At 65.6% G+C, this 24,879-nt stretch carries 24 protein-coding genes; 17 read left to right on the forward strand and 7 right to left on the reverse strand.

What is annotated here, in order from left to right:
* Window positions 1-23: 23 nt before the first annotated feature.
* A complete protein-coding gene (locus RND64_RS09685) occupies window positions 24-788 on the forward strand; it encodes an HAD-IIB family hydrolase (protein WP_049697147.1) in 765 nt (254 codons plus the stop codon).
* Between the two features lie 15 nt (window positions 789-803).
* On the opposite strand, the gene RND64_RS09690 is transcribed toward RND64_RS09685, so the two are convergent.
* Complete coding sequence (locus RND64_RS09690; RefSeq protein ID WP_331436611.1) at window positions 804-2,213, reverse strand: amidase; 1,410 nt, start codon at window positions 2,211-2,213, stop codon at window positions 804-806.
* Between the two features lie 147 nt (window positions 2,214-2,360).
* On the opposite strand from RND64_RS09690, the gene thyX reads away from it, so the two are divergent.
* The 7 genes from thyX (at window position 2,361) to RND64_RS09725 (ending at window position 12,252) form a co-directional block, all read left to right on the forward strand.
* A complete protein-coding gene (gene thyX, locus RND64_RS09695) occupies window positions 2,361-3,113 on the forward strand; it encodes an FAD-dependent thymidylate synthase (RefSeq protein ID WP_049697148.1) in 753 nt (250 codons plus the stop codon).
* Between the two features lie 113 nt (window positions 3,114-3,226).
* The gene (dapA, locus tag RND64_RS09700; protein WP_049697149.1) at window positions 3,227-4,132 is read left to right on the forward strand and encodes a 4-hydroxy-tetrahydrodipicolinate synthase; all 906 of its coding nucleotides are present in this window, start codon (window positions 3,227-3,229) and stop codon (window positions 4,130-4,132) included.
* A complete protein-coding gene (locus tag RND64_RS09705) occupies window positions 4,132-6,153 on the forward strand; it encodes a ribonuclease J (RefSeq protein WP_049697150.1) in 2,022 nt (673 codons plus the stop codon). Before dapA ends, RND64_RS09705 begins: the two co-directional genes overlap by 1 nt.
* Window positions 6,154-6,289: 136 nt before the next feature.
* Window positions 6,290-7,135, forward strand: coding sequence for a tyrosine-protein phosphatase (locus tag RND64_RS09710; protein ID WP_152929972.1), 846 nt, complete (start codon window positions 6,290-6,292; stop codon window positions 7,133-7,135).
* A 34-nt stretch (window positions 7,136-7,169) separates the two neighbouring features.
* Window positions 7,170-7,802, forward strand: a complete 633-nt coding sequence (locus RND64_RS09715) for a TIGR03085 family metal-binding protein (RefSeq protein WP_049697152.1) — start codon at window positions 7,170-7,172, stop codon at window positions 7,800-7,802.
* Window positions 7,803-7,974: 172 nt separating this feature from the next.
* Window positions 7,975-10,974, forward strand: a complete 3,000-nt coding sequence (locus tag RND64_RS09720) for an FtsK/SpoIIIE family DNA translocase (RefSeq protein WP_235434255.1) — start codon at window positions 7,975-7,977, stop codon at window positions 10,972-10,974.
* Window positions 10,975-11,241: 267 nt separating this feature from the next.
* Window positions 11,242-12,252: a TerC family protein gene (locus RND64_RS09725; protein ID WP_049697154.1), complete on the forward strand. Its 1,011-nt coding sequence runs from the start codon at window positions 11,242-11,244 to the stop codon at window positions 12,250-12,252.
* A 35-nt stretch (window positions 12,253-12,287) separates the two neighbouring features.
* Here the strand turns inward: RND64_RS09725 and RND64_RS09730 are convergent, their stop codons facing one another.
* Together RND64_RS09730 and RND64_RS09735 are read right to left on the reverse strand one after the other, a co-directional pair.
* Complete coding sequence (locus RND64_RS09730) at window positions 12,288-12,572, reverse strand: YciI family protein (RefSeq protein WP_049697155.1); 285 nt, start codon at window positions 12,570-12,572, stop codon at window positions 12,288-12,290.
* 69 nt (window positions 12,573-12,641) lie between these two features.
* A complete protein-coding gene (locus tag RND64_RS09735; RefSeq protein WP_049697156.1) occupies window positions 12,642-13,184 on the reverse strand; it encodes an amino-acid N-acetyltransferase in 543 nt (180 codons plus the stop codon).
* Window positions 13,185-13,221: 37 nt separating this feature from the next.
* Here RND64_RS09735 and pgsA point away from each other — a divergent pair, with 37 nt between their 5' ends.
* The 7 genes from pgsA (at window position 13,222) to RND64_RS09770 (ending at window position 18,948) form a co-directional block, all read left to right on the forward strand.
* Complete coding sequence (gene pgsA / locus RND64_RS09740) at window positions 13,222-13,962, forward strand: CDP-diacylglycerol--glycerol-3-phosphate 3-phosphatidyltransferase (RefSeq protein WP_049697157.1); 741 nt, start codon at window positions 13,222-13,224, stop codon at window positions 13,960-13,962.
* Window positions 13,963-14,171: 209 nt separating this feature from the next.
* Entirely contained in the window at window positions 14,172-14,516 is a 345-nt protein-coding gene (locus RND64_RS09745; RefSeq protein ID WP_049697475.1) for a helix-turn-helix domain-containing protein, read from the forward strand.
* Between the two features lie 191 nt (window positions 14,517-14,707).
* The gene (locus RND64_RS09750; RefSeq protein WP_049697476.1) at window positions 14,708-15,529 is read left to right on the forward strand and encodes a PspA/IM30 family protein; all 822 of its coding nucleotides are present in this window, start codon (window positions 14,708-14,710) and stop codon (window positions 15,527-15,529) included.
* Window positions 15,526-16,728 carry a glycosyltransferase gene (locus RND64_RS09755; RefSeq protein ID WP_152929973.1) on the forward strand — a complete coding sequence of 401 codons (1,203 nt, stop codon included), beginning with the start codon at window positions 15,526-15,528 and terminating at the stop codon, window positions 16,726-16,728. Before RND64_RS09750 ends, RND64_RS09755 begins: the two co-directional genes overlap by 4 nt.
* 9 nt (window positions 16,729-16,737) lie before the next feature.
* On the forward strand, window positions 16,738-16,932 hold the full coding sequence (locus tag RND64_RS09760) for a DUF3046 domain-containing protein (protein ID WP_049697159.1): 195 nt from the start codon (window positions 16,738-16,740) through the stop codon (window positions 16,930-16,932).
* Between the two features lie 398 nt (window positions 16,933-17,330).
* The gene (recA, locus tag RND64_RS09765) at window positions 17,331-18,374 is read left to right on the forward strand and encodes a recombinase RecA (protein ID WP_049697160.1); all 1,044 of its coding nucleotides are present in this window, start codon (window positions 17,331-17,333) and stop codon (window positions 18,372-18,374) included.
* 16 nt (window positions 18,375-18,390) lie between these two features.
* Window positions 18,391-18,948, forward strand: a complete 558-nt coding sequence (locus RND64_RS09770; protein ID WP_049697477.1) for a regulatory protein RecX — start codon at window positions 18,391-18,393, stop codon at window positions 18,946-18,948.
* Window positions 18,949-18,950: 2 nt separating this feature from the next.
* Here RND64_RS09770 and RND64_RS09775 read toward each other — a convergent pair whose 3' ends face one another.
* The 4 genes from RND64_RS09775 to RND64_RS09790 all read right to left on the reverse strand — a co-directional run bounded on the left by RND64_RS09775 (window position 18,951) and on the right by RND64_RS09790 (window position 22,348).
* A complete protein-coding gene (locus RND64_RS09775; RefSeq protein ID WP_049697161.1) occupies window positions 18,951-19,859 on the reverse strand; it encodes an amino acid ABC transporter permease in 909 nt (302 codons plus the stop codon).
* Window positions 19,856-20,527 carry an amino acid ABC transporter permease gene (locus tag RND64_RS09780; protein ID WP_049697162.1) on the reverse strand — a complete coding sequence of 224 codons (672 nt, stop codon included), beginning with the start codon at window positions 20,525-20,527 and terminating at the stop codon, window positions 19,856-19,858. The genes RND64_RS09775 and RND64_RS09780 overlap by 4 nt, the downstream gene beginning before the upstream one ends.
* Before the next feature lie 14 nt (window positions 20,528-20,541).
* Window positions 20,542-21,525 (reverse strand): glutamate ABC transporter substrate-binding protein, encoded by a 984-nt coding sequence (locus RND64_RS09785; protein ID WP_049697163.1) that lies wholly within the window; start codon window positions 21,523-21,525, stop codon window positions 20,542-20,544.
* A 94-nt stretch (window positions 21,526-21,619) separates the two neighbouring features.
* The gene (locus RND64_RS09790; RefSeq protein WP_049697478.1) at window positions 21,620-22,348 is read right to left on the reverse strand and encodes an amino acid ABC transporter ATP-binding protein; all 729 of its coding nucleotides are present in this window, start codon (window positions 22,346-22,348) and stop codon (window positions 21,620-21,622) included.
* 181 nt (window positions 22,349-22,529) lie between these two features.
* Here RND64_RS09790 and miaB point away from each other — a divergent pair, with 181 nt between their 5' ends.
* Both miaB and RND64_RS09800 read left to right on the forward strand, forming a co-directional pair.
* The gene (gene miaB, locus RND64_RS09795; RefSeq protein WP_049697164.1) at window positions 22,530-24,080 is read left to right on the forward strand and encodes a tRNA (N6-isopentenyl adenosine(37)-C2)-methylthiotransferase MiaB; all 1,551 of its coding nucleotides are present in this window, start codon (window positions 22,530-22,532) and stop codon (window positions 24,078-24,080) included.
* 87 nt (window positions 24,081-24,167) lie between these two features.
* Window positions 24,168-24,851, forward strand: a complete 684-nt coding sequence (locus RND64_RS09800; RefSeq protein ID WP_049697165.1) for an Rv2732c family membrane protein — start codon at window positions 24,168-24,170, stop codon at window positions 24,849-24,851.
* Window positions 24,852-24,879 lie beyond the last annotated feature (28 nt).

A 24,879-nucleotide genomic window follows, 5' to 3' on the forward strand; every position in this document is an offset into this window, starting at 1 on the left:
CGAAGAGTTCACGAGAGGTACCGATGACGGTCACGCACGACGGGCGCACCTACCAACTGGTCATGTTCGACCTCGACGACACCCTGGCACCGTCGAAGAGCCCCATGGACGATTCCATGGTCGAGGTCTTCGGCCGACTACTCGACCGCAGCATGGCGTGCATCATCTCGGGCGGCAACTTCGATCAGTTCCAGGTGCAGGTGCTCGACCGACTCGGCGACGGCGTGAATCGCGCGAACCTGCATCTGATGCCCACGAACGGCACGCAGTACGTGCGGTGGGACGGCTCCGAGTGGAAGACCGTGTACGCCGAGTACCTCACCGACGACGAGAAGCAGCGCACCCTGACCACGCTCGAGACCGGCGCGAAAGAACTCGGGCTGTGGGAGACCGAGACGTGGGGGCCGGTGCTCGAGGATCGGGGCAGCCAGATCACGTTCAGCGCATTGGGGCAGGCCGCTCCCGTCGACGCCAAGAAGGCATGGGATCCCGACGGTCGCAAGAAGGAGTCGCTGCGCGCGTACGCGGCCGAACGACTTCCCGACCTCGAGGTGCGCAGCGGCGGATCGACGTCGGTCGACGTGACCCGCAAGGGCATCGACAAGTCCTACGGCGCGCGCCGACTGATGGAGATCCTCGACCTCACCGTCGACGACATCCTCTTCTACGGCGACCGTCTCGACGAGGGCGGAAACGACCGTCCCGTGATGGAACTGGGCATCACGTCGATCAGCGTGTCCGATTGGACCGACACGCTCGCCAAGCTCACCGCGCTTCTCGACGAGTGAGCCCGGCCGGCGTGCTCACCGTCCGGTGACGTGTGGCCGATGCTCGGTGAACCCAATCATCTGCTCGATCTGAGCGGCCAGCGACACGAGCAACAACTCGCTGTTCGCCGGTCCGACGAGCTGAGCGCTCTGCGGCAGGCCCGACCGATCCACTCCGATGGGTACGGCTGCCGCGGGGTTGCCCAGTACGTTCCACGCCGCCGTGTACGACGCGGTCTCGGCTGCCGCACGTAGAAGGCCGACGAACCCGTGCCGATCGAGCTGCCCCGCCTCGACGGCGGTGGTGAGCGTGGTCGGGGTCAGCAGGATGTCGTAGTCGTCGAAGATCGTTGCGAGGAGTTCGTCTGCGAACTGCTCCGCGCGTCGCTCGGCCCATCCGGCACGGGCGTGGAGGACACGTCCGACTCGGGCGATGCGTCGAGTATTGCGCTCGAGCCGGTCCGGATGTTCCACGCGCGCAGCCTCTTCGGAGACACCCGACGCGGTTTGCACGGAGAACACCCCCGACAGGAGCGGGTAGTCGGGGTCTGATTCGACGACGTCGTGTCCCGCGTCCCGCAGTCGGTCGGCCAGCGCGCGTATCGCCGCGGCCGACTCGTCGTCGACCATGCCCGCCCGCATCGGATTGCGAAACGAAAGCCGGATCCGCAGACGGCCGGGCGGTGTGCCCGCAGCGTCGACGAATGAACCGGCCAGCTCAGTGGCATGAAATCTGTCTGTCGACGTCGCACCGGAGATCACGTCGTAGATGAGTGCGCTGTCTGCGACGGTGCGGGTCAACGGTCCCAGGGTGCCCAGCGCTCGCCACAGGTCGGGGTTGGGTGCGGTACTGACCCGACCTCGCTGCGGTTTGAGCCCGAACAGGCCGCACCAGCTCGACGGGAGGCGGATCGACCCACCTCCGTCGCCGCCAATACCTGCGGCCACCATCCCCGACGCGACCGCTGCCGCGGTGCCTCCGCTCGAGCCGGCGGGGGACCGGTCGGTGTCCCACGGATTACGAGTCCAGCCGTTCGCAGCGGTTTCGGTGAAGGGCCAGATGCCGAACTCGGGCATCCGGGTCTTGCCGATGATCACAGCGCCCGCGTCGCGCAGACGCTTCACCACCTCCGAGTCGGCCTGTGCCGGCGTCGTGACCGACGCTCCGCCGTATGCCGTGGGCACACCGCGGACGTCGTTCTCGTCCTTGATCGCGATCGGTACCCCGTGCAGCGGGCCGGCAGGGATGCCGTCGCGCAACGCGGCGTCGAGTCGATCGGCTTCGGCTCGCGCCTCGTCGTGCAGAACGGTGGAGAACGCGTTGAGCGTGGGGCCGAGGCGAGCGATCTCGGCCAAGCTGTGCTCGACGAGTTCGCGAGAGGTGACCTGGCCGTCGACGACCCAGGAGCGCTGGCTGTGAACAGAACTGAAGTGCAGATCGGGCATGCCACCCATCGTCCCCCGTCGGGCACCGGGGCGGGTGCTGAAACTCCGCAGGTGTTGCCGAGAGCTCCCTCGGACGACGGGGTGCTCGGGTCGTGAAGGTCGCGCTGATGGACAATCATGGATGCCCACTAGGTGAGAGGAGGCGGCATGTCGGACATGGTCCCGTTGAAGGTGCAGATGGTCGCCGCGACCACGTTCAACCCGCCCGAGGACGTCCCGTGGAGCACCGACGCCGACGGCGGCGAGGCGCTCGTCGAGTTCGCAGGCCGCGCTTGCTATCAGAGCTGGGACAAGCCCAATCCCCGAACCGCGACGAACGCCGGTTACCTGCGGCACATCCTCGAGGTCGGTCACCTGTCGCTACTCGAGCACGCGAACGTGACCTTCTACATCACCGGGATCTCGCGGTCGTGCACGCACGAACTGATTCGGCATCGTCACTTCTCGTATTCGCAGCTCTCGCAGCGGTTCGTCCCCGAACACGACTCGAACGTGGTCGCACCACCGGCAATCGAGGGCGACGCGCACCTCGAGGCGTTGTTCACCGAAGCCACCGACGCGAGCCGCAAGGCGTACGGCGAACTGCTCGACGCCCTGGAGGCGAAATTCGCCGACGTGCCCAACGCGATCCTGCGCCGCAAGCAGGCACGGCAGGCCGCGAGGTCGGTGCTGCCCAACGCGACCGAAACCAAGATCGTCGTCACCGGCAACTACCGTGCGTGGCGACACTTCGTCGGCATGCGCGCCACCGAACACGCCGACGTCGAGATCCGCCAGCTCGCCGTCGAATGCCTGCGTCAACTCATGGATGTCGCGCCGACCGTGTTCGGCGACTTCGAGATCGGCACGCTCGCCGACGGCACCGAGGTCGCCACATCGCCGTTCGTGCTCGAAGGCTGAGCAGCGGGCCAGGTAGTAAGACCCGCGTGGCCCGCTCGCTCGCGCTCCAGGCGCCACGGCGCTGATGTGGCCCGCTCGCTCACGCTCCCGGCGCCACGGTAGCCTTGACCACCATGAACGCAGGAGCGCAGCAGCTGCACACGCACCCCTTCGGGACCAACGTGGTGGCAATGGTGACCCCCTTCCGCGCCGACGGCTCGCTCGATCTCGACAAGGCCGCCGAACTGGCAGATCACTTGGTGTCCAAGGGATGCGACGGACTCGTCGTCTCCGGGACGACCGGCGAGTCTCCCACAACCACGCCACAGGAGAAGCTCGACCTGCTGCGCGTCGTGCTCGCAGCAGTCGGCGACCGCGCCCGCATCACGCAGGGCGCGGGAAGCTACGACACCGCAGAGAGCATCCGCTTCGCGCAGGCCTCCGAGCAGGCCGGTGCGCATGCGCTTCTCGTCGTCACCCCGTACTACTCCAAGCCGCCGCAGGCCGGGCTGCTCGCGCACTTCCGGGCCGTCGCCGATTCGACGTCGCTCCCGGTTCTGCTCTATGACATTCCGCCGCGCTCTGTCGTTCCGATCGCCAACGAGACACTCATCGCCCTCGCCGAGCACCCGCGAATCAAGGGCGTCAAGGACGCCAAGGGAGATCTGCATTCGGCGGCGGGCATCATCGCGACGACCGGACTCGAATACCTCTCCGGCGAGGACGCACTGAACCTGCCGTGGCTCTCGGTGGGGGCGACCGGATTTGTCAGCGTGATCGGACATCTTGTGCCCGACCGTCTGCGAGACATGCAGATCGCCGTCGAGAAGGGCGATCTCGTTGCGGCACGTGCGATCAACACGTCGATCCTGCCGCTGGTCAATGCGATGGGTCGCCTCGGCGGGGTGACGATGGTCAAGGCGTCGTTGCGTGTTCTGGGATTCGACGTCGGAGATCCGCGTCTGCCGCAGGTGCCCGCGACGGGCCCGCAGATCGAAGCGCTCATCACCGACCTACGTGCGGCGGGGGTGCTCGCCTGATGGCCACCCAACGTCGACGCAGCGCCTCACGCCAAGCGGGTCCTCCCACGCCGGCCGCCGAACGTCCCGAGCCGACGCCCGCGCAGAAGCAGGCACCAGCCCAGGAAGCTCCCGCCCAGCAAGCACCGGCCCAAGAAGCATCGGCACAGCAGGCGCCGGCGCAGAAGCAGGCACCAGCTCAGCAGGGTTCCAAACCATCGGGCGAACAGAACCCGGGACGCGGTCGGCGTCGCGGCAAGCATGAGCGTCGCGACGATGCGCAGGCCTCCGGCAACGGCAAGCAATCGGGGGCGCAAGGACAGGCCGGCCGTCGAGAGTCGATCCCCGTTGACCCGGCGGTCGACCGGCTCGGAACCCCGCGCAAGCTGCCGCGCGGCGGACTACGCGTGGTCGCGCTGGGCGGAATCGGCGAAATCGGCCGCAACATGACGGTTTTCGAGTACAACGGTCGGCTGCTGATCGTCGACGCGGGAGTCTTGTTCCCGGAGGACGCGCAGCCCGGCGTCGACCTCATCCTGCCCGACTTCCGCTATATCGAGGATCGCATCGACGACGTCGAGGCGGTCGTACTCACCCACGGCCACGAGGATCACATCGGCGCCGTGCCGTTCCTGCTGCGGTTGCGCAGCGACATCCCGGTCGTCGGTGCGAAGTTCACTCTCGCGCTCGTCGACGCCAAGTGCAAGGAACACCGCCTGCGGCCCAAGCTCGTCGAGGTACGTGAGGGCGATCGGCTCGATTACGGACCGTTCGACCTTGAGTTCTTCGCGGTCAACCATTCGATCCCGGACGCGCTCGCGGTTGCCATCCGCACCCCCGCGGGGCTGGTGTTGCACACCGGCGACATCAAGCTCGACCAGCTTCCACTCGACAACCGCCTCACCGACCTCGCAGGATTCAGCCGTCTCGGCGACGAGGGCGTCGACCTGTTCCTCGTCGACTCCACGAACGCCGAGGTCCCCGGATTCGTGACGCCGGAACGCCAGATCGGCTCGGTCCTCGACCAGGTCATCGGCAAGGCCAAACAGCGCGTCATCGTCGCATCGTTCGCGAGCCACGTACACCGCATCCAACAGATCATCGACGTCGCGCACGCCCACAACAGGCGCGTGACCTTCGTCGGACGGTCCATGGTGCGCAACATGCAGATCGCCCAGGACCTGGGATACCTGCACGTGCCCGACGGCGTCGTCGTCGACATGGATACCGCGGCGACGCTCCCGGATCACCGGCTCGTGTTGATCTCGACAGGTTCGCAGGGCGAGCCGCTCTCGGCGTTGTCCCGGATGGCTCGTGGCGAACACCGTCAGATCAACATCCGCGCCGACGACCTGGTCGTGCTGGCGTCGTCGTTGATCCCGGGTAACGAGAACTCGGTGTTCGCGGTGGTCAACGGACTCGCCAAGCGAGGCGCGACGGTGATCACGCAGCAGAACGCGAAGGTCCACGTCTCCGGGCATGCTTCGGCGGGCGAGTTGCTCTACCTCTACAACGCCGTGCGGCCGACCAATGCCATGCCGGTGCACGGGGAATGGCGGCATCTACGTGCCAACGCGGCTCTCGCGGTGGCGACAGGTGTGCACCCTGACCGCGTGATGCTCGCCGAGGACGGCGTCGTCGTCGACCTCGTCGACGGCCAAGCCGAGATCGTCGGACGGGTGCCCGTCGGCCACGTCTACGTCGACGGCCTGTCTGTCGGCGACGTGGGGGAGTCGACGCTGTCCGAACGCCTCGTCCTCGGGGAGGGCGGATTCATCGCGATCACGGTCGCCATCGACGCCGCCACCGGTCGTGCCGTCAGCCCTCCTGAGGTCTCCGGACGCGGGTTCTCCGACGACCCGGAAGCGCTCAAGGAAGCGGCGAGCCTGGTCGACCAGGCGCTCGATTCGCTTGCCGCAGAAGGGGTTACCGACGCGCATCGGATCGCCCAGACGATTCGACGAGTTGTCGGACGGTGGGTTGCCGACACCTATCGTCGACGCCCGATGATCGTGCCGACGGTGCTCGCGGTCGGTTCGTAGCTCCTGTGGGCGGTCTCACGTCCAGCCGAGAGGTGCCAGTCGTTATGCTCACTCCGGCCCGCGATTTCGCGGGTAAGCGACGGGGCGTGGTGTCTCGTTGTGAGCTGAGATGACGCCCCGAAAGGCCAGCCCCGAAGTGACTTCGAATACGCGTAGCGACGCCCGGTCGCGTGCCACAGCCGCAGCCAGGAAGATCACGATCGCCGCAACGGTGCTGAGCACCACGCTGATCCCGATCGGCGTCGCGACGGCAGCGCAGGCGCACGCCGCTCCCGCTGCGATCACCGCGCACGCCGCCCCGGCGCCGCTGGCCATCTCGGTGCCCGGTGTCCAGAACGCCCGCACCTTCGCGAACTACACGACGCACAGCGGAATGCGCATCTCCGACAAGGTGATTCGCAGCGCCAATCTCAGTGGGCTCACTCCCGCCGGGGTCGGTGTCCTCCAGCGACACGGCCTGCGCTCGATCATCGATCTGCGCACTCAGCTCGAGTCGACGGTGCAGCCCGACAGAGTGGTTCCCGGTGCCACGCGACGCAGTTTCGACGTCCTCGGTGCGGTCCCGGCGTCGTACCTCGTCGACCTGCCCAGCGCCTACCGCGCCTTTGTCACCGACGCGCACGCACGCGAGGCGTTCCGCGCGTCGCTGCTCGACATCAAGAACACCGTCGGTGCAGGCGGATCGGTGCTGTTCCATTGCAGCGCAGGCAAGGACCGCACGGGGTGGCTCTCGGCGGTCCTGCTCACCGTTCTCGGCGTCGATCGCCAGGTCGTCGACGCCGACTTCCTCGCCAGCAACTCGTTCCGCCACGCATCGCCCACCGATCCGCTCAACGGTGTGAACATCGGATTGCTCAACGCCGCATTCGCAGCGGCAGACAAGACGTACGGCAGCTTCGAGAACTACGTCCACAAGGGACTTCGGCTCTCCGACTCGGACATCGCAGGACTCAAGAAGGCGTTGCTGCTGCCGTCGATCTGAACAGCGTTCCGCGCGGGCTGGCTAGGGTGGGGTCGTGAGCCTTGCACAGTCGGAACGCGCGGAGTTGGCCGCGACGCTACGGACCGTCGGACCCGATGCGCCCACGATGTGTGGCGACTGGGATGCCCGCGACCTCGCGGCGCACCTGGTGATCCGTGAGCGTCGACCCGACGCAGCGCTCGGAATCGTCGTGAGTCCCTTGGCCGGGCACACCGAGAAGGTGCAGGCGCAGACCGCTGCCCACCCGTGGCCCGACCTCGTCGAGGAGGTTGCCGACGGCCCGCCGTGGTATTCGATGTTCCGCCTTGTCGACAGGTGGGCCAATCTCGCCGAGATGTTCATCCACCACGAGGACGTACTGCGCGGTGGCGCGGATCCGGACGGACCGTGGACTCCACGCGAACTGAGCGCTGAGATGACGCAGGCACTGCGTACCCCGCTGAAGGGTATGGGGAAGCTCACGCTGCGGTCGATGCCTGCTCAGCTCACGCTCGCGACACCGGACGGCGAGAACGTGCTGGTCGCGGGGTCGGGTGAACCGGTAACGGCCACGGGGACCGTCGGCGAGTTGCTTCTGTTCGCCTACGGCCGCGCACCTGTGGCGATCACATGGTCCGGCGACCCCGATGCGATCGCGGCGGTGTTGGCAACCACCCGCTCCGTGTGAATTTCCCAGTGTGAATCTCCCCGTACGAATCAGCTGATTCGGGCGTTGAACTGCGGGTTCGCGAAAGTTCCAGCAACGCTCGAGTCGGGCACGGGTTACGAATTCGACACACAGTTGTGTTGCCTGTGTTGTGTATGTGACTCAGGTGATGGGTGACCACTAGTCTGTCCGTATGGCTTCGAAGGCAGGCACGAGTTCGGCCGCGGCCGCGTCACGCGCAAGCGGTGGACAGCGCGCAGCGGCGGGACGGGGTGCAACGGGGGGACGGGCGTCGAGCCGTCAGCAGAGCACGGGCGGACGGCGACCCGCGGCAGGGTCGGGGAGTCGTGCCGCAGGGTCGCGCACCAGCGGTACCGGACGCACACGCACAGCGTCGACGTCGTCGACCAGCTCGCAGGGTTCGGGGCGAAAGCAGAGTTCAGGCCGTCAGCAACCGGTCCGTAAGCAACAATCCGCCGATATCAGTCGACGCTCCGCGGGAGCCGTCGTCGGTCGGGGAGTGGGCCGCGGTCTCGGGGGTGCGTGGTCGCTGCTCGCGCGGGGGGTCGGTTCTGTCGCACGTGCGGGCGGTGGGCACTCGACGTCGGCGTCGGTGGTCGACGAGGACCTCCGCGACGTCGACGACGACTACTTGACCGCCGATGACGCCGACGGTTTCGAGGGTCGGGCCGATCGGCACGCCATCGGCGCGCAGGGCCATTCGCATCGGCGCGACGGGATCGGGCTGGCGCTGCTTGCCCTGGCTCTCCTCGTCTCTGTTGGTGTCTGGCTCGGGGCGGCCGGTCCGGTCGGCGCGTTCATCGACGCTCTGGTGCGGGCCATTGTCGGAACCGCTGCGCTGTTGGTGCCCGTCGCGCTCGCCGCAGGTGCGGTAGTGCTGATGCGACGGGGCCCGAACCCCGAGAAGCGCGCAAGATACATAGGTGGCGCGTTGCTGATCGTGTTGCCGCTGCTCGGTCTGATGCACCTGGTGGCCGGGGCACCCGAAGACCTTCCCGGCCGCTCACATGCGGGCGGGTTCGTCGGCTACGTCGTCGGGACGCCGCTCACCGCGGGTGTGACGGCGTGGGTGTCGGTGCCGATCCTGGTGTTGTGCATCGCTTTCGGCGTCCTGATCCTCTCCGGTCGCACGATCCGCGAGGTGGTCGACGCTGCCGCGGGCTGGCTCGGCTTGGGCGGCGGGCACGTCGTCGACGACGAACTCCCGTGGGACGACGACGTCGACGATGAAGCCTATGACGACGACTTGGTCGACGCCGACGACGACTTCGAGGACGAGAACCGGAGCGGCTCCTACGCCACCAGTGGATGGTCTCGGTCGGCTGCAGGTGGCCGCTCCGACGACCCGTACGAGAACTACCCGCCCGACGACGACTCGACGGCGCGCCCTCGTCGACGCAGCACGCGCTCGGATCGACGCAGCGCACCCATCGCTGTGCCGACACCGACCGTCGACGTTGCCGACCTGCCGACCGACAACTTCGACGACATGCTGACCGAACCCGTCGTCGACGAGGTCACCGAGCAGATCGCGCGGCCCGCCGCCAGAACCCGCAAACGTGCGGGCGACATTGCCAAGGCGCGAAGTCGCGAGACGACTGCGTCCACGAAGCCGGCAGCACCGGAGCCGGTCGTCGACCCCGACGCCGACTCGGACGCGCTCGTCGTCGCCGAGGTCGAAGGCGATTACCGCCTGCCTCCGGCCACATTGCTCGTCGATGGTGATCCGCCCAAGCGCGGTAGCCAGACCAACGACGACATGATCGATCGCATCACCGGGGTGCTCGAGCAGTTCAAGATCGACGCGGCGGTCACGGGGTACACCCGCGGACCGACCGTCACGCGATACGAGGTCGAGCTCGGTCCCGGTGTGAAGGTCGAGAAGATCACCGCACTGCAGCGCAACATCGCGTACGCGGTGGCCACCGACAACGTTCGGCTGCTCGCGCCCATCCCGGGTAAATCCGCCGTGGGTATCGAGGTGCCCAACTCCGATCGGGAGATGGTGCGTCTGGCAGACGTCCTCAAGTCGCCGTCGACCCGCAAGGACTCGCATCCGCTGGTGATCGGTCTCGGCAAAGACATCGAGGGCGATTTCGTCAGCGCCAACCTCGCGAAGATGCCGCACCTGCTGGTAGCGGGTTCGACGGGTTCCGGTAAGTCGAGCTTCGTGAACTCGATGCTCGTGTCGCTGCTTACGCGCGCCACTCCCGAGCAGGTGCGAATGATCCTCATCGACCCGAAGATGGTGGAACTCACGCCGTACGAGGGCATCCCGCACCTGATCACGCCGATCATCACGCAGCCCAAGAAGGCGGCGGCCGCCCTCGCCTGGCTCGTCGAGGAGATGGAGCAGCGCTACCAGGACATGAAGGCGTCGCGGGTGCGCCACATCGACGACTTCAACAGCAAGGTGGCCTCGGGAGAAATCACCACGCCACTGGGCTCCGAGCGCGTCTACAAGCCGTACCCCTACATTCTCGCCATCGTCGACGAGCTCGCCGACCTGATGATGACCGCCCCCCGCGACGTCGAGGACGCGATCGTCCGCATCACGCAGAAGGCACGTGCGGCCGGTATCCACCTAGTGTTGGCGACGCAGCGGCCGTCCGTCGACGTCGTCACCGGTCTGATCAAGACCAACGTGCCGTCGCGATTGGCGTTCGCGACGTCGTCGCTGACCGACTCCCGCGTCATCCTCGACCAGCCCGGCGCAGAGAAGCTCATCGGCATGGGCGACGGACTGTTCCTTCCGATGGGCGCGAACAAGCCTGTCCGTATGCAGGGAGCGTTCATCACCGACGAGGAGATCGCCGCCGTCGTCGACTACACGCGTGAGCAGGCCGATCCCGAGTACACCGAGGGCGTGACAACAGCCAAGGCCGGAGACAAGAAGGACATCGACGGCGATATCGGCAATGATCTCGACGATCTGTTGCAGGCCATCGAGCTCGTGGTGTCGAGCCAGTTCGGCTCGACGTCGATGCTGCAGCGCAAGTTGCGTGTCGGGTTCGCCAAGGCAGGACGACTGATGGACCTGATGGAGACGCGCGGCGTTGTGGGCCCGAGCGAAGGGTCGAAGGCGCGTGAGGTGCTGGTGAAGCCGGACGATCTGGCAGGGGTCATCGCATCGATCACCGGCGGTGGCGACACGGACAGTAGCCCCGAATAGCCGATTCGGGCATAACGGATGAACCGGATCGCCCTCGGTTTCATTTGACTGTTAAAGTGGTCGGCAGATCGAAGAGGGGAGTATCCCCAACCTCGCAGACTGTCCGTCAATACGGTCGGGAGGTCGACGATGCGGATCATCGCTCGACACCCCCGGCCCGGGTAGCTGGTCCGGAAATGTCGCTGCCCGTGATGAGGCGGCGCCGGGCGGGAGAGACCTCTGGCATCGCAACAATTCTGTGCTGCGCGCTGGAGGTTAGATCTTTCTATGAATGTTTCGCCCACCGTCTGGGCGATCACCTGTGTGGTGATCCTCGGCCTCTTCGTCTTCGACTTCTTTGCACACGTCCGTGTTCCACACGCCCCCTCGCTCCGCGAGTCCGGAATGTGGTCGGCGATCTACATCTCGATCGCCGTCATCTTCGGTCTGTTCGTCTGGTGGCAGTGGGGCGGAACCTACGGCGGTGAGTACTTCGCGGGCTACGTCACCGAGAAGGCGCTGTCCGTCGACAATCTCTTCGTGTTCGTGATCATCATGAGCAAGTTCGCGGTGCCACGGGAGTACCAGCAAAAGGTACTTCTTCTCGGCATTGTGATGGCGCTGGTGATGCGTGGCGCCTTCATCGCTGTCGGTGCCGCCGCGATCAACGCATACAGCTGGGTGTTCTACCTCTTCGGCGCGTTCCTCATCTTCACGGCGATCAAGCTGCTCCGCGAGAGCGACGACCCCGTCGAGCATGAGGAGGAGCGCGAGACGAGGCTCGAGCGTTTCCTCAAGAAGCGCTTGCGCACCAGCGACGAGTACGACGGCGACAAGCTCTTCACCAAAATCAACGGCAAGCGGTGGGCGACGCCCATGCTGCTCGTCCTGATCGTCATCGGTTTCACCGACGTCTTGTTCGCGCTCGACTCGATTCCCGCGATCTACGGCCTCACGCAGGAGCCGTACCTGGTGTTCACCGCGAATGCGTTCGCGTTGATGGGCCTTCGCCAGCTGTACTTCCTGCTCGGCGGGCTACTCGACCGCCTGGTGTTCCTGTCCTACGGTCTCTCGTTCATCCTCGGCTTCATCGGCGTGAAGCTCGTGCTGCACGCACTCCACGAGAACACGCTGCCGTTCATCAACGGCGGCGAGCACGTCGCGGTACCGGAGATCTCGACGGTGGTGTCGCTGTCGGTCATCCTCGCGACACTCGTGATCACCACGGTGGCGAGCCTGCTCTGGTCCAAGCGCAAGGGCGCGTCGACGAGCGAACCGGCGGTCCGACACGACGAATAGCGCCGAGGTGTCGCCCAGGTGTGCGGCGTCCCGAGCTATTCGGCGAAGGGGCCGTACACCTGGGTCCATTCGACGACCCGCACGCCGTCGATGGCCTGGTGCGCGTTGAACGGATCGTTGGCGATGAACGCCTCTGCCTCGTCGAGGTCGGTGCCGCGGATGAGGATCAGCGCTCCCGAGCCGTCGGGGTAGGGGCCGGTCATCAGCACGTTGCCGGCCTTGAACTCTTCGGCCAACCACTCACGGTGCAGCGGCCGGTGCTGGTCTCGCACGGCCGCCTTGGCGGGACCGTAGGTGTAGTGGACTGCGAAGATCGCCACGATGTCGCTCCTTGTGTCTGGTTGGTGTCGAGTGGGTGAATGTGTAGTCGGTGACCGGTGCTCGGTCGGTTACGGCGTCTGCTCGGTCGAATTCTTGTCGAGGTGGGCGAGCATGCGTGTGTTGCCGAGGGTGTTCGGCTTGACGTAGCTCAGGTCGAGGAACTCGGCGACGCCGGTGTCGTACGAGCGGCACATTTCTTCGTAGACCTCGCGGGTGACGGGGGTGCCCTCGATTTCGCGAAAGCCATGCCTACCGAAGAACGCGGTCTCAAAGGTCAGCACGAACACCCGGGAGAGTTGGAGTTCCCGGGCAACCGACATGAGCTGTCCCACCAGGAGGTGCCCGATCCCGCGACCGGAGAAGCGGGTGTCGACCGCGACGGTACGTACCTCGCCCAGATCGGCCCAGAGGACGTGCAGCGCGCCGCAACCCACCACGACGCCGTCGACCTCGGCCACCCAGAACTCCTGGACCGCCTCGTACAGCGTGACGAGGTTCTTTTCGAGCAGGATTCTGCCCGCGTAGAGGTCGATGAGCTCCTTGATGCGGGGCACGTCGGACGTGCGGGCGCGTCGAATGAGGGGCACCGTTTCCTGTTCGGCAGTGGGCACGGCATCTGAGCCTAGTCGCGACAGATACGCTAAAGGGGTGCGGACTCCCGATCACATCACCGACCCGGTCGATCCGGTGCCGGTGGTCAACATCGCCAATGCGCTGACGGTGTTCCGCATTCTGCTGGTTCCCGTGTTCGTCGCGGTGCTCTTCATCGATGGCGGGCACGACACCGTGTGGCGGATCGTCGCCGCGGTCATCTTCGCGGGTGCCGCGTTCACCGACAGGGTCGACGGCAGGCTCGCCCGCGAACGCGGACTCGTGACGGACTTCGGGAAGATGGCAGATCCGATCGCCGACAAGGCGCTGATCGGTGCCGCACTCATCGGCCTGTCCATCCTGGGCGATCTGAGCTGGTGGGTAACCGGCATCATTCTGGTCCGTGAGTTGTGGGTGACGCTTCTACGCTTCTGGGTGATCCGGTATGCGGTGATTCCGGCCAGTCGGGGCGGCAAGTTGAAAACGTTGCTGCAGTCGGTCGGTATCGGGCTCCTGGTGCTTCCGTTGAACGGTGTATGGCACACGATCGCGATGGTGATCATGTGGGCCGCTGTCGTGGTGACCGTCGTGACGGGCGTCGACTACACCTGGCAGGCGCTGCGTGTGCGCGTCCGGGCCGCTCGGTCGGATTCGACGACCGGTTCGCTACGCAAGGCTCCTGATTCCCGCAAGGCTCCTGATTCCCGCAAGACCTCTGACGATCGCAAGACCTCTGACGCACGCAAGGCTCCTGACGTCATTCGTCCTTCGCCGCGCCGCCATTCCGACACCGTGTGATCTGGCGCGGGCCAAGGGTTGGCGCCGCGACGCGCGGACGAACGGCGTACGGCGACTGTCGGAACTTTGGACTAGTGTCGTGCAGACACACGGGGGACGGTGTGCGAAGTTCGGGATTCGAAGGTTCGGGAACGTATCGGCTGTCTCCGGCGTTGAAGCCGAACGGACACGAGAGACAGAACACGACACAGACACCGAGAGGAGACTCGATGGCGATGCTCTTGCGCGAGGCGCTTGGCGACAGCTTGCGCCGGGTGCGTACCCAGCAAGGCCGAACGCTGCGCGAAGTATCCACCAATGCACGGGTCAGTCTGGGATATCTGTCCGAGGTGGAACGCGGCCAGAAAGAGGCGTCGAGCGAACTGCTCGCCTCGATCTGTGATGCTCTCGACGTCGAGATCGCCGATCTGCTTCTCGACGTCGGCACGGCCATGCGACCCGAGGCAGCCGACGCCGATGGGATGGCACTGGCGGGCGAATCGGGTCTCGGTTCCCCGAAGGTCGTCATCCCATCGCCCGACGCCCACCGGACCACTGCGCTTGCCGCTGCCTGACAAGTGCCTGTTTGTCGGTCGGTAGGCGCTAGATTGGATTCAGCACCAACGACAGACCCCTCGAATCGGCAAAACCACCCGAATCGACAAGACCCGTCGAATCGGTAACCTGGCGAATCGGTAAAGCCGGCGAATCGATAAGACCTGTCGGACCGAGGTTCGACGACCGCTGAATGGAGTTGACGAAGAGCATGGCGAATCCGTTCGTGAAGCTGTGGCGCTACCTGATGGCAGCAGGCAACGCGAAGATCGACGAAAACGCGGATCCGAAGATCCAGATCCAGCAGGCGATCGAAGACGCTCAGCGTCAGCACCAGGCGCTGTCGCAGCAGGCGGCAGCGGTCATCGGCAACCAGCGTCAGCTCGAGATGAAGCTCAACCGGCAGCTCGAGGAGATCGAGAAGCTCCAGGCGAATACCCGCCAGGCGCTGACTCTTTCCGATCAGGCGACCGCGGCGGGCGATACGCAGAAGGCCCAGGAGTACACGAACGCTGCTGAGGCATTCGCCGCGCAGCTCGTCACTGCGGAGCAGAGCGTCGAAGACCTCAAGGCCCTCCACGATCAGTCGCTGCAGGCCGCGGAGCAGGCAAAGCACGCAGTCGAACGCAACGCGATGATCCTGCAGCAGAAGCTCGCCGAGCGGTCGAAGCTCCTCAGCCAGCTCGAGCAGGCCAAGATGCAGGAGCAGGTGTCGGCGTCGCTCAATCAGATGAGCGAACTGTCGGTCCCCGGAAACACCCCGAACCTCGATCAGGTGCGCGACAAGATCGAACGCCGCTACGCCAACGCCCTGGGCTCAGCCGAGCTGGCAAAGAACAGCGTTCAGGGGCGCATGCAGGAAGTGCAGCAGGCCAGCGTTCAAATGGCAGGCCATTCTCGCCTCGAGCAGATCAGGGCCAGCATGAACGGCGGAGCGCTGCCGTCCGGCGGTACCGCGGCCCAGCCCGCCCAGAACGCGGCTCCTGCCCAGCAACCGACGCAGCCCGCGACCGAGCCCCCCACCAGCAACTGACGGGTTCACCGCCCCGAGTCGGGATCGTTGCCGGACCAGATGCCGGTCACGCCTTTCCTGCGTTCGCTCTCGCTGAGCGCTGCCGCGACATCGGCTGGGAAGCCACGGTGTTCACCGGCACGCAGTGGTACGCCGCGGCCGGCAGGCGGGATATCGACATCGCGGAGCTCCCGGAACTGCGACCAGACGACTCCGACGACGACCTCGACGCGGGGGAGAAGCTGAGCGGACGGGCAGCGCGGATGGCCGTTCGTCTCGCACCTGTGTTGGCGAGCCGACGGATCGACCTTGTGGTCTCAGATGTCATCACGGTCGCCGGGTCGTGGGCCGCGGAGCTGACCGGGCTACCGTTCGTCGAACTGTCGCCGCACCCGCTGTATGCGCCGTCGAAGGGTCTGCCGCCGGTCGGCGCAGGTCTGACGCCCGGCCGCGGGTTCCGTGGTCGGTTACGCGATACTGCGATGCGCGCCGCGAGCAATCGTTCCGTCGCACTCGGCGTACGTCAGCGCGCTGCAGCTCGCCGCGGCATCGGGCTCGGCGATCACGGACCGGCGCCTGCCGCCCGACTGATCGCGACTCTTCCCGCGTTGGAAGTCTGGCGCCCGGACTGGCCACGCGATACACATCTGGTCGGTCCGCTGCTCTGGGAGCCGACCGACCGCATCTTCGAGCGGCCGTCGGGCGACGGGCCGCTCATCGTCGTGGCGCCGTCGACCGCGGTCACCGGTTGCGAGGGTCTACTCGACGAGACGCTCGGTGCACTCGGCGCGATCTCGTCACGTACGCCGGTACGGGCGGTGATCTCCTCCCTCGACCCACCTCCGTCGGACACACTCGCGCGCGCAGGGGCCGCGACGGTGAGCTTCGGACTCGGTCGCCAGGACGAGTTGCTGGCCGATGCGGATCTCGTGGTCTGCGGTGGTGGACATGGGATGCTCGCGAAGTCGTTGTTGGCCGGTGTCCCGGTCGTTGTCGTCCCCGGCGGTGGCGATCAGTGGGAACTGGCAAATCGGGTCAGCAGGCAGGGCAGTGGTGTGCTTGTTCGGCCCGCTGACGCGACGGCGATTGCGGAGGCGATCGAGGCGGTGCTGTGCGATCCGAGCCACGCCGCTGCTGCTGCCCGAGCTCGAGAGTCGGCGAACGCGGTGACCGACCCGACCGACGTGCTGCGCGACGTGCTCGCATCGGCGGGAACGTAGGCTGGCCGAGTGCGTCTCACGGAGTTCACGGAACTGATGACAACACAGTTCGGGGTGTCGTCGGCTGATGCGATCCTGGCCGATCACGTGCTCATCGAGTTCGGTGGCCGGACCGGGGCGCAAGCCATAGAGGACGGCGTCGATCCCCGTGACATCTGGGTGGCGATCTGTCGTGACTTCGACGTTCCGCGCTCGCTGTGGTGATGGGCCACGAAGTGAGTCCGGGGCCGAGGAGTCACACGGTCCAGTCGCGGGTGTAGCGCAGGCCATTGGCATTCGCGTAGCCGGCGATCCACATTCCGGCCGATTTTCGCTGTTGTCGCGGCGTGGCCTGTTCGGTGGTGCGAATCGACCTCTGCCCGCGTGTCGCGCTTGCCGTCGAACACTTGTTCGCGCCATGCTGTATTCAGTGGAACCACAGCGACCCCGGATGCGTCAGAGATTCTGTCAGAACCGTTTTGTCAGACCCGGTTTTGTCAGACCCACCGACTAGCGTCCAACGCAACATGAAACGAACAACGGCCTCGAAGACAACACGTTCAGCGCGCAGCACGCAGGACGGCACAGACAAACCTCAACCATCCCGAACAAGGAGAGATCCCATGGCAGCAGCTCCCCAGGACCGCGAGAAGGCTCTCGACCTCGCGCTGGCCCAGATCGACAAGAACTTCGGCAAGGGTTCTGTGATGCGCCTCGGTGAGGAGAGCAGGCAGCCGATCGAGGTGATCCCGACCGGGTCCATCGCACTCGACGTCGCGCTCGGTATCGGCGGTCTGCCTCGTGGCCGCGTCGTGGAGATCTACGGCCCTGAGTCGTCGGGTAAGACGACGGTCGCTCTCCACGCGGTGGCCAACGCGCAGGCTGCGGGCGGCATCGCCGCATTCATCGACGCCGAGCATGCCCTCGATCCCGACTATGCGGCCAGGCTCGGTGTCGATACCGATGCACTGCTGGTCTCTCAGCCCGACACCGGTGAGCAGGCTCTGGAGATCGCCGACATGCTGATCCGTTCCGGCGCTCTCGACATCCTGGTCATCGACTCGGTGGCCGCGCTGGTGCCCCGCGCCGAGATCGAGGGCGAAATGGGCGACAGCCACGTCGGTCTGCAGGCTCGCCTGATGAGCCAGGCGCTGCGCAAGATGACGTCGGCGTTGAGCAGTTCCAAGACCACCGCGATCTTCATCAACCAGCTCCGCGAGAAGATCGGTGTGATGTTCGGGTCACCCGAGACCACCACGGGCGGCAAGGCACTGAAGTTCTACTCGTCGGTCCGACTCGACGTACGTCGTATCGAGACCCTCAAGGACGGCACCGACGCCGTGGGTAACCGCACCCGCGTCAAGGTGGTCAAGAACAAGGTCGCACCGCCGTTCAAGCAGGCCGAGTTCGACATCCTCTACGGCCAGGGCATCTCCAAGGAGGGCTCACTCATCGACATGGGTGTGGCCGAGGGATTCATCCGCAAGTCCGGCTCGTGGTTCACCTACGAGGGTGATCAGCTCGGACAGGGCAAGGAGAACGCTCGAAAGTTCTTGTTGGAGAACACCGACATCCGCGACGAGGTCGAGAAGAAGATCAAGGAGAAGCTGGGTATCGGTGCGGTCGTCGACGCCGACGACATCGCGCCCGCGCCGGTGGAATTCTGATCTGCGCGCATCGCCGATGAGTTCACCCCATGACCCCGGGGAGCCGAGTGAGTCCACGACGGAGAGGAACGGCCCGTCCGCGTGGGATGTAGCACTCCGGCTCCTCGGGGTTCGTGCTCGCAGCCGTTCTGAGATGGCTCAGCGTCTGGCGCGCAGAGGATTCGATGCCGACACCGTCGACGAGGTGATGACTCGCCTCGACGCCCACAATCTGCTCGATGACGAGGAGTTCGCCGCCGAGTGGGTGCAGTCACGCCACACCTACTCGGGGCGAGGGCGCGTCGCGCTGCGGCACGAACTCGCCGCCAAGGGAGTCGACGTCGCGATCGTGCAGCGAGCGCTCGACGAGATCGATCCCGACGACGAACGCGCCGCGGCCCGCAACCTGGTCGACCGCAAGCTCACACCGACTGTGACCGAGCAGCTTGTCCACGCCGCGGAAACCAACGACAGATCAGTGCGCGACAAGCACTTTCGACGCCTCGTCGGCATGCTCGTCCGACGCGGCTACCCGCAATCCATGGCGATCGACGTCGTCGGCGGGGCGATCGACGAGATCACCTCCGCCGACTGACGTCAGGCCCGTGGCTTGGGCGAGGGCACCGGCATGTTCTCCATGGCCGCCTGGTCGACCTGATCGGCGGGCGGCACGTCGTCGGTGTTACCGCCGCGACCTTGCCGCAGCCTTCGCTCGATGTATGTCGCCAACGACGACAGCGCGAAGTTGATGATGATCAGGATGATGGCGATCACGATGAGAACCGGAATGTAGTTGCCGTACCGGGCCGCGGACAGCTGCGCCATGTGAATGATCTCGGAGTAGCCGATGACATAACCGAGCGCGGTGTCCTTGAGGGCCACGACCATCTGCGAGATGATCGCAGGCATCATCGCTGTGACGGCCTGCGGGAGCAGAACCGACAGCATCATCTGTGTCTTGCGCATACCGAGCGCCTTGGCCGCCTCGGTCTGCCCCGTGGGCAGCGACTTGATGCCCGAGCGCAGGATTTCCGCCATCACCGAGCCGTTGTAGAGCGTCAGGCCGCAGACCACTGCCGCAAAAGCCAGCTGTGACGACGGCACCACTCCGTACTGGGCGAAGAAGAACCAGAGGAACAGCATCAGGATCAGCACGGGAATCGCGCGGAACACCTCGACCAGCACGGTGCACACCCCGCGTACCCAGGCGTGATCCGACAGACGTCCGATGCCGAGAATGGAACCGAGGATCAGTGCGAGCACGATCGAGAGCGCTGCCGCGACAAGGGTGCGCCACAGACCGGGAAGGATGTAGCCGGTCCAGGTGCTCCACGTGACGAACGGCTTCCACTTCTCGGCGGTGAACTGGTCGTTGCCTGCGAATATCGCGATCACGTACGCGAAGATCGCGACGAGAATCGCGATGAACACGACGGCCACGATCGCGTTGCGTACGCGCGCACGGGGTCCGGGAGCGTCGTAGAGGACGGTTGCCTTGTCGCTCATCGCTTGACCGCCCATCGCTTTGCGAGCCAACCGAAGACGGCGCCCTCACTGAGTGTGATGATCATGAATCCGACGGCGATCACCGCGAAGATGACCAGTAGTTGGTCGGCAAAGGACTCGATCTCCGTTTTCATCAGTGCCGCGGCTTCGGCGACGCCGATCACGGAGGCGATGGTGGTGTTCTTGGTGAGTGCGATGAGCACGCTGCCCATCGGGCCGATCGTCGCTCGGATCGCCTGCGGGAGCACGATGATGCCGAACACCTGGGTGAAGGAGAGCCCGAGCGACCGTGCGGCCTCGGCCTGCCCGAGTGGGACGGTGTTGAAACCGGAGCGCAGCGTCTCGCAGACGAACGTCGACGTATAGACGATGAATGCGAGGACGGCGAGCCAGAAGTTGTTGGTCTTGATGGTCGACGAGAACGTCAGCCCGAGATTCTGATACAGCCCGATCGCGGCGAACAGCACGATCAGGGTCAGCGGCGTGTTGCGCACGATGTTGACGTATGTGGTTCCGAAGCCGCGCATCACAGGCACGGGGGAGACCCGCATTCCGGCCAGGATGGTCCCCCAGATGAGGGAGCCGATCGCCGACCAGAACGTCAATTGGATCGTCACCCAGAACGCGGGCCACAACTGCGGCCCCATGTCTTCCCAGAGTTCACTCACGACTGGTCACCTCCTCACTTCAGGCCCGCGGGGCACGGTGTGGACTTCGATTCGAGGAATGCGAGGTCGCCGGGCTTCGGTGTGAACGCAAACTTCGATCCCGGCTTCTCGGCGCGCTGCTCGATCTGGTTGACGTAGTCGTCGCCGAGGCTTTCGCGCAGTGCGCTGATCCACGGTGACGGACCGTTGTCGGCGCTTGGCTTCAGCATGGAGTCGAGGGCTTCGTTCACCTTGTTGACCGACTCCGAGTCGCCCTTGGCCAAACCGATCCCGTAGCGCTCGGTGGAGAACGGCGTTCCCGCCGCCTTCAGAGCTTTCTTGACGCACGCGTCCTTGAGATAGGTCATCTCCACAAGACGGAATTCGCCCTTCCAGAAGTTGGAGTAGCCCGCGAGGATCGATTCGTCTGTGGTCAGTGCGTCGACCTTGCCCCGACGTAGCGCCTCGACGCATGCGGAGTACGAATCGTATTCCTGCAGTTCGATATTCGGCAGTTGTGCCTTGACATTCTGGGCTGACGTCGACCCGGTGACCGAGCACAGTTTCTTGCCCTTGCCGAGGTCGGGGAGATTCTGGATCGACTCGTCGGACTTGCGCACCATGAGTCCCTGATAGGTGATCAGGTACGGGCCGCCGAAGTCGACCTTCTTGGCGCGGTTCTCGTTGATCGAATAGGTGGCGGCGATCATGTCGACCTCGCCGTGCTCGATCATGGCCTCGCGTCGAGCCGACGGTGTCTCGCGCCACGAGATCTTCGGGTGGGGCACTCCGAGCGAGTCGGCGATGTGATTGACGACGTACTCGGAGACGGCGGGGTCGAACCCGCTCATGGACTTGTCCGGGTTGTAGATGCCCAGCCCCGGCTGGTCGAACTTGGTGCCGAGTACCACCTCGCCGCTGCGGATCGAGTCGAGCAGGTTCTTCGGCTCGGTACTTCCGCAGCCCGCGAGGAGCGAGACGAACAGCGCACAGACGGGGAGAAATACCGTGAGCGCCATGGTTCGTCGGCGCGACCGTTTCCTCGCAGCAGGGGTGTCGACAGCTAGGTGCCCGGAGGCACGCCGACGCGTCGTCGGCGACGTGTCGGCCATGTCAGTGGCCCAAGATCTTGCCGAGGAAGTCCCTGGCGCGTTCGGACTGTGGACTGTCGAAGAAGCTGTCCGGATCGGTGTCCTCGACGATCGCGCCGTCGGCCATGAAGATCACGCGGTCGGCCGCCTTGCGGGCGAAGCCCATCTCGTGGGTCACCACGAGCATCGTCATGCCCTCCTTGGCCAACGAGACCATGACGTCGAGCACCTCGTTGACCATCTCCGGGTCGAGGGCCGAGGTCGGCTCGTCGAACAGCATCACCTTCGGTTCCATGGCGAGTGCGCGTGCGATGGCGACGCGCTGTTGCTGACCACCGGAAAGCTGCGCGGGGTACTTGTCCTTCTGGCTGGCGATGCCGACGCGTTCGAGGAGCTCGAGCGCGCGCTTCTCGGCGTCGGCCTTGTTCTTCTTACGGACTTTGGTCGGCGCGAGCGTGACGTTTTGGAGAATTGTCTTGTGCGCGAACAGGTTGAACGACTGGAAGACCATTCCGACGTCGGCGCGCAGAGTGGCGAGGTCGCGGCCCTCCTCGGGAAGTAACCGTCCCTCGACGAGGATCTCGCCGGAATCGATGGGTTCGAGCCGGTTGATCGTGCGGCACAACGTCGACTTGCCCGAGCCGGACGGGCCGAGGACGACGACGACCTGTCCGGCGGGGACCTCGAGGTCGATGTCCTTGAGGACGTGCAGCTCGCCGAAGTGCTTCTGCACGTTCTTGAGCACGATCATGTTGGTTCCGGTGGCGGGAGCCGGGGTCGCGGGTCCGACCGCCGAACCCCCTGTCGGTGAATCGGTCATAACCGTCGACACTAATGCCGACAACCCTTACAGGCGCGCTGAATGAGAACCTCGGCGTTGCGCGTGTGGTGACCGTGAAGGCGATTTGCACCGGCACCGTACCCTGGATCCAGTGAGTACGGAGTTGTCGGAGCGGCATGAGCTGCCGCGATCGGGGCGCAGCTATCAGGTGCGTACCTATGGCTGCCAGATGAACGTGCATGATTCCGAGCGCATCGCGGGTCTTCTCGAAGATGCCGGATATGTGCGCGCCGACGACGACGGCGATGCCGATCTCGTCGTGTTCAACACCTGCGCGATCCGCGAGAACGCCGACAACAAGCTCTACGGCAACCTCTCGCACCTCGCGCCGGTGAAGACGCAACGACCGGGGATGCAGATTGCGGTCGGCGGATGTCTCGCGCAGAAGGACAAGGACACGGTCTTGCGCAAGGCGCCGTGGGTCGACGTCGTGTTCGGTACGCACAACATCGGTTCGCTGCCTGCACTCCTCGATCGCGCCCGGCACAACGAGGAGGCGCAGGTCGAGATCCTCGACTCACTCGAAGCCTTCCCGTCGACGCTGCCCGCCAAGCGCGACTCGGCCTACTCCGGGTGGGTGTCGGTATCGGTCGGGTGCAACAACACCTGCACTTTCTGCATCGTTCCGTCCTTGCGTGGCAAAGAGGTTGATCGACGCCCCGGCGACGTGCTCGCCGAAGTCAAGGCGCTCGTCGACCAGGGCGTGCTCGAGGTGACGCTGCTCGGGCAGAACGTCAACGCCTACGGCATGTCGTTCGCCGACCCCGAACTGCCCCGCAACCGCGGCGCGTTCGCCGACCTCCTGCGCGCCTGCGGCGACATCGACGGTCTCGAACGAGTCCGATTCACCTCGCCGCACCCGGCAGAGTTCACCGACGACGTCATCGACGCCATGGCGCAGACACCCAACGTGTGCCCGCAGCTTCACATGCCGCTGCAGTCGGGTTCGGATCGCATCCTGCGGGCCATGCGACGCAGCTATCGCACCACCAAATTCCTCGGCATCCTCGACAAGGTGCGCGACGCGATGCCGCACGCCGCCATCACCACCGACATCATCGTCGGATTCCCCGGTGAGACCGAAGAGGACTTCGCCGCGACGCTCGACGTCGTCGAGCGTGCGCGGTTCTCGAGTGCGTTCACCTTCCAGTACTCGCCTCGACCGGGTACGCCCGCGGCAACGATGCCCGATCAGGTGCCGCCAGAGGTCGTCAGCGAGCGCTACCAACGACTGATCGCGCTGCAGGAGCGCATCTGTCTCACCGAGAACCGCAACCTCATCGGGTCCGACGTCGAGCTGCTCGTAGCCGCGGACTCCGGGCGCAAATCCGCCGACACCGGGCGGCTGACCGGCCGCGCCCGCGATGGGCGACTCGTGCACTTCCGCGCGGGCGACGCCGCCGAGGCGATCCGACCCGGCGACGTCGTGGTCACGACCGTCACCGACGCCGCGCCGCATCACCTCATCGCCGACGGGTCCATTGCGTCGCATCGCAGAACCCGCGCAGGCGACGCGCACGAAATCAACGCCACCCCGACGACGGCGCCGGTCGGCGTCGGACTGGGTATGCCGGGACTGGGTCCGGCGCCGATGCCCGCCGTGGCCTCGACCGGATGTTCTTCGGGCGCCTGTGGTTCGTGAACCATGACGGCATGACCTGCCGGGCACCGTGATCTGCCGGGCCTTTTGAACTGCCAGCACCCAGCGACGAGAGATGAGAGGCGCGAGATGAGCGACGAACCGCGCGAGGACAACACCGACGACCGACTGCCGACGGCTCAACGAGCCAGCGGTGGTAGCACCGGTGATAGCACTGCCGACGGCGGGACCGGAAGTGACGACGCCGAGTTCGCGCAGTACGCAGACGATCTCCGCAAGGCCGAACGTAAGGTCGCGGGCGAGATCGATCCGGGAGCTCGCGCCGTGGTGGTCGCCGTCGCTGTGCTCGTCGCGATGGGCTCGCTGCTCCTGCCGCACACGGGTTCTGCGAACGGATTCGACGTGCTGACCTCGTCCGCGGCCGCCGCGACCGAACGAGTCGCAGTGGTGTCGAAGGTATTCGTCTGGTTCCTGGTGGTGTTCGGAATCTTTGGGTCGATGCTCGCGCTGGTCACCCGCCGATGGGTGATCGCGTGGATCGCGTTGTGCGGGTGCGCGATCGGCTGCGTCGCAGGCATGCTCGCGTGGTGGTCGCGGAACACTCCTGGTGTCGGGGGAGTGGCACCGCCGTCGGGTGTCGGCGCGGGGCTCGTCCTCGGCTGGTTGGCCCTGCTCGTGCTCACCTTCCACTGGTCACGCGTCGTGTGGGCGCGCAGCACCTACCACTTGGCGCTCGAAGAGGAGCGTCGTCGGGAAGCGGTGGCACGCGAAGAGGCCGCCCGCAAACTGCAGCAGCGCCCGCGCGAGCGCTGAGTACCAGTACCTGATCGAGTATCAGTAC

This window comes from Gordonia sp. w5E2 (genome assembly GCF_036540975.1).
Classification (GTDB): Bacteria; Actinomycetota; Actinomycetes; order Mycobacteriales; family Mycobacteriaceae; genus Gordonia; species Gordonia jacobaea.

Coding starts and splice junctions, on each gene's coding strand:
- RND64_RS09705 (WP_049697150.1), top strand. CDS start 4,132: ATGGCCACCCAACGTCGACGCAGCGCCTCACGCCAAGCGGGTCCTCCC.
- RND64_RS09750 (WP_049697476.1), top strand. CDS start 14,708: ATGGCGAATCCGTTCGTGAAGCTGTGGCGCTACCTGATGGCAGCAGGC.
- RND64_RS09720 (WP_235434255.1), top strand. CDS start 7,975: ATGGCTTCGAAGGCAGGCACGAGTTCGGCCGCGGCCGCGTCACGCGCA.
- RND64_RS09800 (WP_049697165.1), top strand. CDS start 24,168: ATGAGCGACGAACCGCGCGAGGACAACACCGACGACCGACTGCCGACG.
- recA (WP_049697160.1), top strand. CDS start 17,331: ATGGCAGCAGCTCCCCAGGACCGCGAGAAGGCTCTCGACCTCGCGCTG.
- dapA (WP_049697149.1), top strand. CDS start 3,227: ATGAACGCAGGAGCGCAGCAGCTGCACACGCACCCCTTCGGGACCAAC.
- RND64_RS09685 (WP_049697147.1), top strand. CDS start 24: ATGACGGTCACGCACGACGGGCGCACCTACCAACTGGTCATGTTCGAC.
- RND64_RS09690 (WP_331436611.1), bottom strand. CDS start 2,213: ATGCCCGATCTGCACTTCAGTTCTGTTCACAGCCAGCGCTCCTGGGTC.
- RND64_RS09770 (WP_049697477.1), top strand. CDS start 18,391: ATGAGTTCACCCCATGACCCCGGGGAGCCGAGTGAGTCCACGACGGAG.
- RND64_RS09745 (WP_049697475.1), top strand. CDS start 14,172: ATGGCGATGCTCTTGCGCGAGGCGCTTGGCGACAGCTTGCGCCGGGTG.
- thyX (WP_049697148.1), top strand. CDS start 2,361: ATGTCGGACATGGTCCCGTTGAAGGTGCAGATGGTCGCCGCGACCACG.
- RND64_RS09785 (WP_049697163.1), bottom strand. CDS start 21,525: ATGGCGCTCACGGTATTTCTCCCCGTCTGTGCGCTGTTCGTCTCGCTC.
- RND64_RS09725 (WP_049697154.1), top strand. CDS start 11,242: ATGAATGTTTCGCCCACCGTCTGGGCGATCACCTGTGTGGTGATCCTC.
- RND64_RS09790 (WP_049697478.1), bottom strand. CDS start 22,348: ATGATCGTGCTCAAGAACGTGCAGAAGCACTTCGGCGAGCTGCACGTC.
- RND64_RS09775 (WP_049697161.1), bottom strand. CDS start 19,859: ATGAGCGACAAGGCAACCGTCCTCTACGACGCTCCCGGACCCCGTGCG.